This window comes from Gemella haemolysans (genome assembly GCF_001553035.1).
Lineage (GTDB): Bacteria > Bacillota > Bacilli > Staphylococcales > Gemellaceae > Gemella > Gemella haemolysans_B.
Window position 1 is genome coordinate 1 of record NZ_KQ959985.1, and the last position, 13642, is coordinate 13642.

Annotated in this window: 11 protein-coding genes and 1 pseudogene; 8 read left to right on the forward strand and 4 right to left on the reverse strand. The window is 32.3% G+C overall.

Translation table 11 applies throughout. The features are described 5' to 3' along the window. Positions 1–270, forward strand: a pseudogene (locus HMPREF3186_RS09225) (Asp23/Gls24 family envelope stress response protein); the annotation flags it as partial. Positions 271–477: 207 nt separating this feature from the next. Here HMPREF3186_RS09225 and HMPREF3186_RS07190 read toward each other — a convergent pair. Further along, on the reverse strand, positions 478–1326 hold the full coding sequence (locus HMPREF3186_RS07190) for a protein kinase family protein (protein ID WP_060914573.1): 849 nt from the start codon (positions 1324–1326) through the stop codon (positions 478–480). 225 nt (positions 1327–1551) lie between these two features. On the opposite strand from HMPREF3186_RS07190, the gene HMPREF3186_RS07195 reads away from it, so the two are divergent. Together HMPREF3186_RS07195 and HMPREF3186_RS07200 are read left to right on the forward strand one after the other, a co-directional pair. After that, positions 1552–2730: an acetyl-CoA C-acetyltransferase gene (locus HMPREF3186_RS07195; protein WP_060914574.1), complete on the forward strand. Its 1179-nt coding sequence runs from the start codon at positions 1552–1554 to the stop codon at positions 2728–2730. A 135-nt stretch (positions 2731–2865) separates the two neighbouring features. After that, positions 2866–3504, forward strand: a complete 639-nt coding sequence (locus HMPREF3186_RS07200; RefSeq protein WP_060914575.1) for a sunset domain-containing protein — start codon at positions 2866–2868, stop codon at positions 3502–3504. 407 nt (positions 3505–3911) lie between these two features. Here the strand turns inward: HMPREF3186_RS07200 and ung are convergent, their stop codons facing one another. Continuing rightward, positions 3912–4598 carry a uracil-DNA glycosylase gene (gene ung, locus HMPREF3186_RS07205; protein WP_060914576.1) on the reverse strand — a complete coding sequence of 229 codons (687 nt, stop codon included), beginning with the start codon at positions 4596–4598 and terminating at the stop codon, positions 3912–3914. 240 nt (positions 4599–4838) lie between these two features. Beyond that, positions 4839–6647 (reverse strand): oligoendopeptidase F, encoded by a 1809-nt coding sequence (gene pepF / locus HMPREF3186_RS07210; RefSeq protein WP_060914577.1) that lies wholly within the window; start codon positions 6645–6647, stop codon positions 4839–4841. Positions 6648–7032: 385 nt separating this feature from the next. Here pepF and HMPREF3186_RS07215 point away from each other — a divergent pair, with 385 nt between their 5' ends. Continuing rightward, complete coding sequence (locus tag HMPREF3186_RS07215; RefSeq protein ID WP_060914578.1) at positions 7033–8127, forward strand: NAD(P)/FAD-dependent oxidoreductase; 1095 nt, start codon at positions 7033–7035, stop codon at positions 8125–8127. A gap of 59 nt (positions 8128–8186) precedes the next feature. Here the strand turns inward: HMPREF3186_RS07215 and HMPREF3186_RS07220 are convergent, their stop codons facing one another. Then, positions 8187–9524 (reverse strand): MFS transporter, encoded by a 1338-nt coding sequence (locus tag HMPREF3186_RS07220; protein WP_060914579.1) that lies wholly within the window; start codon positions 9522–9524, stop codon positions 8187–8189. Positions 9525–10082: 558 nt separating this feature from the next. Between HMPREF3186_RS07220 and HMPREF3186_RS07225 the strand changes: the two genes are divergently transcribed. From HMPREF3186_RS07225 to HMPREF3186_RS07240, 4 genes are all read left to right on the forward strand, one after another. Then, positions 10083–11231: a pyruvate kinase gene (locus tag HMPREF3186_RS07225; RefSeq protein ID WP_060914580.1), complete on the forward strand. Its 1149-nt coding sequence runs from the start codon at positions 10083–10085 to the stop codon at positions 11229–11231. Positions 11232–11499: 268 nt separating this feature from the next. Further along, entirely contained in the window at positions 11500–12306 is an 807-nt protein-coding gene (cdaA, locus tag HMPREF3186_RS07230; RefSeq protein WP_060914581.1) for a diadenylate cyclase CdaA, read from the forward strand. Between the two features lie 11 nt (positions 12307–12317). Continuing rightward, positions 12318–13280 (forward strand): CdaR family protein, encoded by a 963-nt coding sequence (locus HMPREF3186_RS07235; protein WP_060914582.1) that lies wholly within the window; start codon positions 12318–12320, stop codon positions 13278–13280. A gap of 2 nt (positions 13281–13282) precedes the next feature. Then, the gene (locus tag HMPREF3186_RS07240) at positions 13283–13534 is read left to right on the forward strand and encodes a hypothetical protein (RefSeq protein WP_060914583.1); all 252 of its coding nucleotides are present in this window, start codon (positions 13283–13285) and stop codon (positions 13532–13534) included. The last annotated feature ends 108 nt before the right edge of the window (positions 13535–13642 follow it).

The window sequence follows — 13642 nt, forward strand, 5'->3', positions numbered from 1 at the left end:
GACGCAAAAGAAGTAGCGGAAGACGTGAAAGACGGAGCAGAAGACAAAGTGGAAGATGCAAAAGAAGTAGCAGAAGATGTTAAAGATGAAGCAGCAGACAAAGCAGAAGATGTGAAAAATGCTGTAGAAGAGAAAGCAGAGGATGCTAAAGAAGCTGTTGAAGAAGAAGGATTCGCTGGAAAACTATTTTCTAAAGTAAAAGAAGTGGCAGAAGATGTAAAAGAAGCTGCAGAAGATGCTATTGATGATGTAAAGAAAATGGTTAAATAATAAGACTATTATTTATCAAATCCTTTTATTAGAAAACTAGCAAATCTCAGTAATATTAAATAGGAATCTATGTAGGTAACTGACAAAAGGAGAACTTAAGTCGGTTACCTATTTTTATATTATTTCAATAAAGAGGTTCTTTGGATATCGATTTTAATTTAACGTAAAAAAACATCGCCATGTGAAATGACGATGTCTTTTGTTTTTTTAATATAATTCGAATTTTTCTACGTAATACACTGTTCTATTTTCTCCACTTTCGTAGTTTTTATTGTTTAAGCGAAGTGTCATCATACCTACTGGTTTTCTAGTAGCGATATTTTCGTATGGAATAAGTACTCTGTCTCCTTTAACTTCCCATTTTTTCACCGGCATGAAGATTGCATCAGCAGCACCTCCGTATCCAATATCACTTTTAGTTAAGAATATTTGATCTTTAGCGAGATATACAACTTTATTTTTATGATTCATCAATTTTTCTAAGTTTTGTTTGCTAAAATCAGTAACTCTATTATTTAATTGAACAAATTCAATTTCTTTATCATTTTGTAATCTTTGTAGTACGTCTTGTTTATGGAATGTTTGTGCATTGTATGTATTTAGTAAGTCTAATACTTTAGTTAAGTTTATTTGTTTTACTACGTTATTGCTACCGTCGTTACTAGCGATAAATCGTACCACATTGGCGGTGCTGCTACCTTTTAGATTTAACATTCCGTATGCCATAGGTTGTAAAATCTCTCCGGCTTTGGCTAGGTTGTGTTTTCTATTTTGAGTAATTTGTTGGCTTGTAGTGTTTTTTCTAGTAGGAGTTGCTATTTGATCTGTAGGTTTATTATTAATAATATTTGTATTAATGTTGGTATCTGTTTGTTTAATATCATCAACTTCTTTTTGTAGGTTAGCTAAAGAAGTCGGTGTTTCTTCAATAGTCGTTACTTCACTAGTTATGTTATTGTTGTTACTATCAATTTCTTGTGCAACCTTATCTGTACAACCAGCTATAAGTCCTATTCCTAAAATAAATATACCTGTTGTTTTTAGAAGTTTGTTCATATTATCCACCTTCTTTTGTATAACTTCTTTATATTTATATTATACATCCTAAAATTACAAAAAACAACCTATTGTTACAAATATATTACATTTATATTACAAAAATATTTATTGGATGTTACAATAGTGTAATTTTTATGATCGGCTCAGTTTTATTACATTATTTGATGAAGTCTATTTTTTATAGTAAAATATACTAGTAAACTAAATTTAGGAGAAAAAAACATGAATAGAGTTGCTATTGTAAGTGCGAAAAGAACTGCTATAGGAAGTTTTGGAGGAAGTTTAAAAGATGTTTCTGCAGCGAAAATCGGTGGAGATCTTGTAAAACAAGCATTAGAAAGTGTAAATCTTGATCCAAATCTTGTTGATGAAATTATATTCGGTAATGTATTGCAGACTGGTCTTGGGCAGAATGTAGCAAGACAAATTGCTGTTAATGCAGGTATTCCAAAAGAGAAAAGCGCCTTTGTTGTGAATAAAGTTTGCGGATCAGGATTAAAGAGTGTTGTTCTTGGAGTTCAATCTATTATGGTAGGAGACAATGATATCGTAGTTTGTGGTGGAGTAGAGAATATGAGTGCGGCACCACATTATACGAAAAATGCTCGTTTCGGTCAAAAACTAGGTAGCTTTGAATTAGAAGATACTATAATTAATGACGGTCTAACAGATGCTTTTGAGAATTATCACATGGGTATTACTGCCGAAAATATTGCGGAGCAATACGGTATTACAAGAGAAGAACAAGATGAATTTGCTCTAGCGAGTCAAAAAAAGGCGGCTTCAGCGATTGAAAATAATCTATTTGTTGATGAAATTGTACCTATAACTATTAAAACTAGACGTGAGGAGATTACATTTAATACGGATGAATATGTTCGTGCTAATAGTAGCTTAGAAAGTCTAGCTAAACTGAGACCATCTTTCAAAAAAGATGGAACTGTGACAGCGGGGAATGCTTCAGGAATTAATGATGGAGCTGCTTGTGTTATTCTAATGAGTGAAAAACGTGCCAAAGAACTAGGTTTAGATGTTCTTTGTTACATTGAAGGTTATGCTTCAACAGGTTTAGATAATAAGGTAATGGGCTTAGGACCTGTTCCTGCAACGCAAAAAGTGTTAGAAAAATTAAACTTGAATATTGAGGATATTGATTTATTCGAAATGAATGAAGCCTTCGCAGCACAATCTATAGCAGTAACGCGATTATTAAACCTGGATGTAACTAAGGTTAATACGCGTGGTGGGGCAATAGCTTTAGGACATCCTATAGGAGCAAGCGGTTGTCGTGTCTTAGTTACATTAGTGCATGCATTAATAAATGATAATAAAGAAAAAGGACTATGCTCACTTTGTATAGGTGGAGGTCAAGGTATCTCTATGGTTATTTCTAGAAAATAATTATAGAGTTTATACAAACATATGTTCATGGCGGAAGAGTTAGATGCCATGTGAATTAGTTATTTATAAAAATAATTGTCTATTAGCTAAGAAAGTGTTAGAATAGATAAGTGATTATTTTTAAGGAGAAATATTGTGAATAAATTCATGAAAGAACATGGACAAGTTATTTTGTGGTTTGTCTTTTTAGTATTTATGATAATATCACTTAGCATGGTGTTTACTCATGGTATTAGATACGCTATTGTCGTATTTGTATTAAGTTTTATACTATTATGTCCACCTATTGTAAAAATTATTCAACGAAAAACGCGTTTGAAAAAAGTTGTCTTAGGTGTTGTAAGTGCATTTGTTATGATGTTAACAATGCTAATGACAAATCATTTTAGTGAAGCTAGAAAAGAAGAACAAAGAAAAACTTTCCAAGAGAAAAAAGAAGAGCGTGATAAAAAAGTAGAAGAACAATCTTCTGAAGAGAAAAAAGAAGAAAATTCAACAGAAAATAAAGAACATCAAATAGCTCCGCCACCACCATCTAAAAAAAGAATAGATGAAAGTGATAGTGAGAAAAAAGAAGTTGTTCAAGTAGCTCAAAATCAACAATCTCAACAACAGGTGCAACAACCTAGAAAGGTTATTGTTAGAGCTAGTAAAAAGAATGGTTACTACTATACACCAACACATCCTTCTTACAATAATATTGCAGCTAAAAACCTATTAGTCTTTAACTCAGAAGAGGCAGCCCAAAAAGCAGGGTATAGAAGAGCTGCATAATATATGAAAGATCTCAGACAAAATGTCTGAGATTTTTTGTTTTAAAATATAATAAAAAAACGTGTTTGGGGAACACGTTTTTCGGGTGAACTAAATTAAGTTCTAAGCAATTTCTTGCTTGTTTATATCTAATCTTATATACAAATAACAAAAGAGTCTTTCAACTCTTTAAAAGGGAGAATGGCTTGCCTAGGGAGCGACAAGCCACATTATGAAAAAAATTAAAAAGTTTTATTATCTGTTAATATCATAAAGAATTAACCGAAATATTGGTTTAAACAAAAATAATTTCAAACTTAAAAGGGAGAAACGACAAGTGTCGTTAAGAATGAAATTTCATTACTTTTGTTTAGGTAATCATTATATACCTCTTACTTAAAATATACTTAAAATTTTTTTGAAAATATTTAAAAAAATGAAATTTGCTCGTTTGTTTTCATTTTTAATTCAAAGTCTATTTTTCCTCTGTTGTGAGAGACTAAATAATTATTGATTTGAGAGAAGACTTTGCTCCCAAAAAAGCCACGGTATGCGGATAATGGACTTGGATGAGCTGATTCAATAATCAAATGTTTTGAAGAATCAATTAGTTTATTTTTACTTCTTGCGTAAGCTCCCCATAAAACAAAAACTACATTTTCATTTTTTTCAGAAATAGTTTCAATTATGTAATCCGTAAAATTTTTCCATCCCATCTTGCTGTGACTCGCAGGAGAATTTTTTTCAACAGTAAGAACCGCATTAAGAAGAAATACCCCCTGATTAAACCAAGATTCAAGATTCCCTGTTTTTGCTGGATTTATACGTAAGTCATCGTGAAGTTCTTTGTAAATATTTATAAGACTTTTAGGAAGTGGTATGCCATCATTTACAGAAAAGCTTAATCCACAAGCTTGATTGGGATTATGATAAGGATCTTGCCCTAATATTACGACTTTAATATCTTCTAATGCTAAGTCAAAAACTCTAAAAACTTGCTCTTTTGGAGGATAGATTGTTGTGGTAAGACGTTTTTTATCTATTTTTTCTACTAATTCATTAAGTTCATCTATTTTTGGATAATTCTTTATTACTTCATTCCAACTGTTATGCATATAAAACTCCTTCAAATTGCTACTTTGTTAAAGTATATCATAGTTATATATATAATAGAATAGGAGTGATTCGACGAAATTAATTTTTTGTAATTAATTCTATCGAGGCACTCCTCATAGACGCAGTGGTTTATTGATATCTAAATTCGCTTTATAGAAGCTTTTTAGATATCTAATAAACTATGCGAGGGTGACTCGACAAAATCGATTTCTATGAAATAACGATTTTTGAGTCACTTCTTATTTATTTAATTCATCTGTTAAGTTGTAAAGCTCGTCTACTAGGTGACCAACATAAGCAATTGCTTCTTTAAGTGGTTCATCAGTACTTACATCACAACCTGCAAGTTTAGAAAGATCTAGTGCTGACATGCTGCTTCCTTTAGAAAGAACATTTAACCAAGTGTCGGCATAAGAACTGTCATTATCGATCTTATTAGCGATAGCTGTACCGATTGTTAATCCTGCAGAGTAAGTGTATGGATATAGTCCCATGTAGTAGTGAGGTTGTCTCATCCAAGTAAGCTCTGCACCTTCATTAACTACTAAACTATCTCCGAAGAACTCTTCCATAACGTTGCGTTTTACTTCAGAAAGAACATCAGCAGTTAACATTTCATTGTTATCTACCATTTTGTAGATTCTATCTTGATAAACAGCTTCTAAGTAGTGTGTTACCATATTGTGGAAGTATGTTCTACTAATCATGTTACTGATAACCCAACGTTTGAAACGAGCATCAGTGTTAGTTTTTAGTAGGTAGTTGGATACGATAACCTCGTTACAAGTTGAAGGAGCTTCAACGAAGTAAAGTGGGCAATCGTTATTTAACATTGTTTGGTGTTTTCCTGTACTCATGAAGTGATAAGCATGTCCAAGCTCGTGAGCAAGAACGAAAACTTCATTCATTTTTCCAGTCCAAGAAAGTAGGATAAATCCAGCTACATTAGGAACTGTTGCACAGAATCCACCAGTACTTTTCCCGATGTTTTGAGGGAAGTCAGTCCAACGTTTGTCATAACTTTCATCAATCATTTTAACGTAGTCTTCACCAAGAACACCAAGTGCTTTTTTAAGGTAAGAACGAGATTCATCGATAGTCATATCAACTTCAAAATCTGGATCAAGGTTGATTTTACAGTCTGCAAACTGCATATCTTCAATTTTGTGCTCGCGAGCTAGAAGCTTAATGTAACGTCGGATATGAGGTGCTAAATCTGTCATAAGAGTACGGATTTGACGATCGTATAGTTCGCGGTTACCATCTTGAGCAGCTAATAGGTAGTCAATAACACTATCATAACCACGCATTGTAGCTAACATTTTTTCTTTTTTGATTTGTGAAATATACTCGTTTGCTGAAGTGTTTTTATAAGCATTTAATGTTTTATAAAAACTTTTCGCAGCATTACGGCGCACTTCAGTATCATTATCCATTTCGTGTAAGTTTTCGTATAGTACGAAGCTATTTTCGAAAGTTTTTCCATTTGCTTCAAAGCTGTCGAATTGCATATCTTCGTGTTTAGTTACCTCGTATAGATTGTAGTAACCAGGAAGGCTTTCGTAATTCGCGATTACTTGTTCAGCTTCTTTTGATAATGTATGTTTTTTCTCCTGAACTATTTTTTTGAAGTAATATTCTAAATCAGGACGATAGTTTTTTACGAAATCTTTAATGAACTGTTCATCTAGTTCTACAAGTTCAGTATCGAAGAAACTTAAATTCCCCGCCCATAATGTAGATACATCTTCAAATAGTGTTACATTTTGTACTACATTATCATTAAATCTATCTACAGCCATTGGTAGTTCAGCGTAGTGAGATAGTTTATAGTACTCTTCATAAAGTTCTTCGTATTTTTTAACGGCAGTATCTAAAGTAGCATGATTCGTTAATTTTCCTTCATAAGTAGCCTTGAAATCCAAGATTTCTTTTTTAATATTCTCAAGGCTCGCTTTAAAATCTTCATCAGTTTTGTATAGAAGAGTCATATCCCAAGTATACTTCTCTTCGACTTCATTTCTTGGTATTAATTTCATTTCAGTCATAGTTTACCTCCTGCAAATTATAATTATATAGTCATTTGACTTAAATACTATTATAATATGATATGTAGTATAAGTCTATAAAATTATTCTAATTAGAAAAATATTTCGTTATTCATATAAAGTTACCCTAAGTGAAACTTTTATGTGAAATAATTAGAAATAAATTTTGTTGTGCTAATTAAATATATTTGAGAGAAACTTGCAATATATCTTTATTTTACAGGATACCTAGTAAAAGGAATGTTATCATACATTATAGTTATTGTTTACGATAAATTTCTCTGAAATATTGATTTTATAGTTAATTTCAAAGTTAAAGTTTACTCTATAATTTTTTTGAGTTATAATTTTAATTAGTAGACTTATTAAAAAAGTGAGGTATCTTATGAAAATAGCAGTAGTAGGTGGGGGAATAGTAGGAGCTACATGTGCTTATTATTTGTCAAAAGAACAAAAAAATGAAATAGTAGTTTTTGATTATGGTGTAGGTCAAGCTACAAAAGCTTCGGCAGGGATTATAAGTCCGTGGTTTTCTAAAAGACGTAATAAACCTTGGTATAAGATGGCTAGGTTAGGTGCGGATTTTTATTTAAAATTAGTTAAAGACTTAGAAGATGATGGCTATAATACTGATTTTTATTCACAATGTGGAGTGTATTTATTGAAAAAAAATGAAGATAAGCTATCCGAGTTAAAAGAACTTGCTGAAAGTCGTAAAGAATTATCACCGATGATAGGAGATTTAGAGATAATCTCAAAAGAAGAGGTTCAAAAAATCATTCCTAGCTTTGATAACAATGGAGATGTACTGTATGCGAGTGGTGGTGGACGAGTAGAAGGGGAGAGGTTCGTTAATACCTTGCTTACTGCCTCGAAAGCTAATATCGTTAGGGAAAAAGTTAGTCTAAAGGCTGTTGGGGATAAGTATGAGATTAATGGACAGGTCTTTGATACTGTTGTTCTCTCGACTGGAGCATGGTTAAAAGATATATTAGAGCCCCTTGGATTTAATGTTGATGTTCGTCCTCAAAAAGGCCAACTAAGAGATTATAAAGTTGCTGATGAAAATACAGGATCTTATCCAGTTATAATGCCTGAGGGGGAATTGGATATTATTCCATTTGAAAAAGGTGTTGTTAGTGTTGGAGCGACACATGAAAATGACGTGGGCTTTGATTTAACTGTTGATAAACAGCAACTTGATGCTTTTGGTGAAGAAGCAGAGAACTTCTTAGGTGAATTAAAAGCTGCAGAGACAATAAATGAACGTGTTGGAATCAGGGCTTATACTAGTGATTATTCTCCGTTCTTTGGTGAGGTTCCAACATTGAAAAATGTTTATGCGATTAGCGGTCTTGGTTCTTCAGGTTTAACTACAGGTCCGATAATTGGTTATAGTGTAGCGAATATTATTTTAGGTAATAATATAGAACTAGATCCACAAGATTACAATATCGAAAACTACTTAACACGTAAGTAGATATAAGAAAAAGCACTGAACGATTTTGTTCAGTGCTTTTTAATGTTTTGAATTGTTAATTATTTGTGTGCTAATTCTTTAGCTCCGCGGTGACTTAATACTGCGAATACGATGCAAAGAACTGCAGATGTCAGAAGTACGTAAAGTCCTCCAGACCAACCTACACGGTCAACAACGAATCCGATAAACCAAGTACCGAATGAAGCACCCACGATGTAACTCATGAATCCTCTTAGACCAACTGCGTTACCAACAGCAAATGATGGAACAACTTCCATAGTTTGAACTGATGCTAAGAATTGTGGTACGTAGATTAGACATCCAGAAAGGCTGGCAAATACGATTACCCATACTAGAGAAGTACTTTCCCAATATCCGATTAGACAGAAGAAAATGATAACCATTGCACCGATTGCTGGAGGCATACGGTAACCTTTGAATACTTTATCAGATAGGTATCCAGCAAGAAGTGTTGATGGAATAGCAGCCCACTCGAATAATGTGAAGGCGATACCCATTTGTCCTTTTGTGAATCCTTTAGTTTCTAATAAGTAAATTGGAAGCCAAGAGATTAATCCGAAACGGATCAAGTATACGAATGTATCAACTAAAGATACATACCAAGCGTGTTTGTTTTTTAATACGTAGTTTACGAAGATTTGACCTGCGCTTAAGTTTGCAGCTTCTTCTGGTACGTGTTTTACTTCTACTTTTTGTGTTTCACCAGTGATTTCTTCCATAGTTGGTAGACCTTCGTTTTCTGGTTTTCCTTTAACTAAAACAAGGATAATAATAACGAAGATAATAGCGATAATTGCTGGGAATACGTAGTATGCTAATTTCCAGTGTTCTTTACCAAAGATGAAGAATCCTAATGTAACGATACTTGCTACGATTCCTCCACCGATGTTGTGAGAAATATTCCAAAGAGCAGTCATACGACCACGTTCTTTTTTAGGGTACCAGCTTGCAAGTGTGATGAATGCTGGTCCAACTCCCATACCTTGGAAAAGTCCTAGTAAGATTACTAAGATTGATACTAAGAATACAGTGTGACTAACTCCAAGTGCTAAGTTTACAGATGCACAAAGGAAAAGTCCAAGAGCCATATATTTTTTCGGATCTGCTTTATCCGATAAACTACTCATAAATCCTTTACTTAATCCGTATGCAAGTAACATGTAACTCATGATTGCACCCATTTGAGTTTTAGAAATTCCTAAAGATGCTTTAAGGTCACTACTCGATAAACTGATGTTATTTCTAACAATGTAGAATGCCATGTATCCAAGGAACACTCCAAGGAAAGAAATAAATCTTAATTTTTTATAAGTTGGCATAACTTTATCGGCAGGAACTGTATGTGATTTAGCTTTAGGCTTTAAAAATGATAACATAAAATATGTTCCTCCTAAAATGATTGTATATATAAATTTTAATAACTGAAAACTATGTGTTATATCAGTATGTAAAATTATATACTACAGAATGAATGTTGTCAATAGTTTTTAAAATATTAGGTAATATTATTTTTTTTATAGTCTCAATTTTTAGAGAAGCTACTATGTTCTTTAAATAAGGCTTATAGGTAAATAAACTTTATAAATATTTTTTATAATTATCGCTAAAAAACAACTACAAATGTAAGCTATTTTGTAAGAAAAAACCTTACAAAAAAGGTAAGATTTTTTCTTTTATTTAATGAATTGTAACTCTTTTCGAAAGAGAAATATATAGTTATATTTTTATAGTTTATACTAAATTAATGCACTAATAAGAACTAAAATTCCCTAAACAAATGAGATTTAATACCGTTAAGAATTTTACATTTAACAATAATATTTATCTGCTTAATAATAAAAGGTAAGAACTGTCCTAATTTTTATAGTATAGTATGTTATATTTTGCTGTGCTATAATAAAATATGAAATAATGATATGGATAGGTGAAGAATTATGATTAGAAATTCTAAAATAATAGCTACTATAGGTGATGCTACAGATAAAATATTACGAAAAATAGTGGAAGGTGCAGCGGACGCTGTATTGATAGATTCTTATTATGGGAATAATGAACAAAATGTTGAAAGGATAGAGAAGGTTAAAGCTCTAAGAGAAGAATCGGGAAGAGACTTAGCTATAATATATGATGTGGATCATATTTATGCGAAAAATAAATATAAACTCATAAGAATAGATGAGGAGAATGTAGACTTTGCCTGCGCAAATGATGTAGATTTCGTTGCGTGTCCTTTTGTAGGAAACTTAGAAGAGATTACGAAGGTAAAAGAGCTTGTTAAGTCACATGGAAAAAATATAGGAATTATTGTTAAGATAGATTGTAAAGATGGTTATGACAATCTTGATGATATACTGGAAATTGCAGATGCGATTATGATTAATCGTGATGAACTCGGGGTAGATATTTCGTATGAAGATCTACCTGGAATTCAAAAGGAAATAGTAAGAAGAGCTAATGAAGCTGCGAAAGTAGTTATTTTAACTACTCAAATGTTATATTCTATGGTTTATAATCCAAGACCGACTAGAGCTGAAGTGTCTGATGTTGCAAATGCAATTTTTGACGGTGTTGATGCGATAATGTTAACAGAGGAGACTGCGATTGGTGATTATCCATGTGAAGCCCTAGAAACAGTAGATAGAATTATAAGAACTGTTGAAAAAAATAATGCTGTTGATGCTGAAAGATTCGAAGTGGAAGGATATAAAATGAGTATCTCTCACGCTGTCTCTATGACGACAAAACATCTTTTAGAAGCAGTCGATGTTAAAAGTATTGTAACTTATACGAAATCAGGAACAACAGCTCGTTTCATCGCGAGATATCGTCCAAATGTACCTGTGCTAGCGGTTTTACCTGATAGAGAAAGTGCTAGAAAGTTAGTGATTACTAGAGGAATAGTACCGTATATCGAACCTAAGATGTTAAGTATGGAAGAGATGCTAAGTAATGCTTCTGAATATTCTAAAGAAGTTGGACTAGCTGAAGTTGGAGATTCTATCTTGATAACAGCAGGTCAACCAGATACAGGAAAAGGTACCGTACCACCTACAGATTTCGTATATATAAGTAAGGTTGATTAGTGAACTAATGATAGTTTATACGGAGAAAACCCAGAAATACATGGGCTACAGGCTGCTATTTAGTGAAGTATAACTAAAAGCTAAAAATATAAAAAGTATATTGAAGGTATTTTGCATATGTTAATTGTAAAATATCTTCTTTTTTCTTCTATAAAAAATAGCACAACGCTTGTATTTTATGATATAATTGAGAGTGGACTGTTATACGCATAAGAATAAGGGGTATATGCGTAACGAGATATTATTAACTAAAGGAAGGAGAATATTTATGATAGCTGAATACTTATCAGGAGTAAGTACACTGACATTAATTATTCATTTATTGGATATATTATTAGTTTGGTTTTTAGTTTATAAACTATTGAGTTTATTAAAAGGTACTCGTGGTATGCAACTTGTTAAAGGTATATTAATCGTCATAGGATTAAAAATATTCTTTAACTTCATCGGTTTTAGAACGATGACATATATATTTGAACAAGCAGTAACTTGGGGAGTATTGGGAATAATGATTATATTCCAACCAGAATTGAGACGAGCTCTTGAATATATAGGAAGGGTACAGCTGTCTAATATCTTCAATATTAATTATAAAGATGTTGAGAAAGATTCGACCGAACATATAATAAAAGCTGTTGTTGATTCATCTAGACATATGGCACGTCGAAGAATAGGTGCATTAATAGTACTAGAAAATAATATAGGTCTTGATGAATACGTTGAAAGTGGTATTACGGTCAATGCCGAGGTGACAAATGAACTTATAATTAATATTTTTATTCCAAATACACCTTTGCATGATGGTGCTATGATAATCGATGAGAATAAGATTCGTGCGGCAAGCTGTGTACTTCCTTTATCGGATAATAGATCGATAGCTAGTAGCTATGGTACAAGACACCGTGCTGCACTAGGATTATCTGAAGTTACAGATGCAATAATAATCGCTGTATCTGAGGAAACAGGAAAGATTAGCGTTTGTCAAAATGGAATTTTAACTTCGGATTTTTCAACAGAGGATTTAACGAAATTCTTGGAGAAAAATTGGAAACAGCAAGAGAAAATAATTAAATAAGAGGTGATATTATGCAACTAAAAGAAAATAATAAGTTAAAGTTAATATCATTTTTAATAGCGATACTATTGTTCCTATCGGTTAATGAGAATTTTAAAAACTTTTCGGTTCTTGGAGATAGTAGTAGTGATAATGCAACAGCTTGGGTAAGTGATGTGCCACTGGATGTTGATTATGATAGAGATAAGCTTTATGTAGTTGGTATTCCTAATACAGTATCTGTGAAATTATCTGGAACGAAAACAAAAGTTCAGAAAGAAAGTGTTGCTAAAAACTTCAAGGCGAAGTTAAATCTTAGAAATGCTCAAATAGGTGATGATCAAAAGGTTAGAATTGAGATTGATGGTTTAGAAAAAGGTGTTGATGGTACTGCAGAACCGTCTGTTATAACTATATCTATTAGAGAAAAAGCAACAAAAGAATTTAAAGTTACACCGGTAGTTAAGAAAGAACGACTACTGATTGGATATGAAGTAGATAATCTAAGTGTGTCGAATGAAACAGTTAAGATTTCTGGTGCGATAGAGAGTCTTAATAGAATAAATGAGGTTCGTGCTGAGAGTGATACTCGCACGAAACTTAATAGAAATACTAGAGAAGAAGCAAAACTAGTAGCTTATGATAGTGACTATAATAAAATTGAAGATATTCAAATAGAACCAAGTTCAACGGTTATGAATATAGAGCTTAAAAATATAGAAAAAGAAGTTCCACTAGAAGTAAATACTATAGGAAGTCTTCCTTCAGGTTTTGAGCTGATTAGTGCGACTGCGGATGTCTCTAAAGTAACCATTAGGGCAGAAAATGCAATGGATTTAGCCAAAATATCAGAGATGTTCGTTGATGTCGATTTAAGTGATGTTAAAGAAGAAACAGAAGAACGAAGTAATTTGAAAATTTATCCTAAAGAAAATATTCGAATTGCGACGGATACACCGATTGTTAAAGTAACAATCAAGATAAGGAAAAAATAAATATGGCGGATAAAAAATTAATATTTATGGCTGTTAATATGCTTATTACAGTTTTTAGTTTAGCTATAATAATTGCGACGATGTTTATAGAAAATCAGAGGATTAAGACTACAGCGATTTTCGTAGCTATAACTATATTAATAGTCCAAAAAATAGTAGAGATAAAAGTAATCAAGGAAACTAGAAAAGTCAGTATTTTGATATTATGTATTATTATTGCTGCGACATGTTACTTTGGTTATAGATTGTTTTAAAATATGTAGAAGAGCTGAGGGAGCGGGGGTTGATCCAAAAGACCTAGATTTTAACAACGTGTATATGAGAACTCACAGACGCAGTGGTTTATTGATATCTAAAATCGC

Coding starts and splice junctions, on each gene's coding strand:
- HMPREF3186_RS07190 (WP_060914573.1), bottom strand. CDS start 1,326: ATGAACAAACTTCTAAAAACAACAGGTATATTTATTTTAGGAATAGGA.
- HMPREF3186_RS07195 (WP_060914574.1), top strand. CDS start 1,552: ATGAATAGAGTTGCTATTGTAAGTGCGAAAAGAACTGCTATAGGAAGT.
- ung (WP_060914576.1), bottom strand. CDS start 4,598: ATGCATAACAGTTGGAATGAAGTAATAAAGAATTATCCAAAAATAGAT.
- pepF (WP_060914577.1), bottom strand. CDS start 6,647: ATGACTGAAATGAAATTAATACCAAGAAATGAAGTCGAAGAGAAGTAT.
- HMPREF3186_RS07215 (WP_060914578.1), top strand. CDS start 7,033: ATGAAAATAGCAGTAGTAGGTGGGGGAATAGTAGGAGCTACATGTGCT.
- HMPREF3186_RS07220 (WP_060914579.1), bottom strand. CDS start 9,524: ATGTTATCATTTTTAAAGCCTAAAGCTAAATCACATACAGTTCCTGCC.
- HMPREF3186_RS07225 (WP_060914580.1), top strand. CDS start 10,083: ATGATTAGAAATTCTAAAATAATAGCTACTATAGGTGATGCTACAGAT.
- cdaA (WP_060914581.1), top strand. CDS start 11,500: ATGATAGCTGAATACTTATCAGGAGTAAGTACACTGACATTAATTATT.
- HMPREF3186_RS07235 (WP_060914582.1), top strand. CDS start 12,318: ATGCAACTAAAAGAAAATAATAAGTTAAAGTTAATATCATTTTTAATA.
- HMPREF3186_RS07240 (WP_060914583.1), top strand. CDS start 13,283: ATGGCGGATAAAAAATTAATATTTATGGCTGTTAATATGCTTATTACA.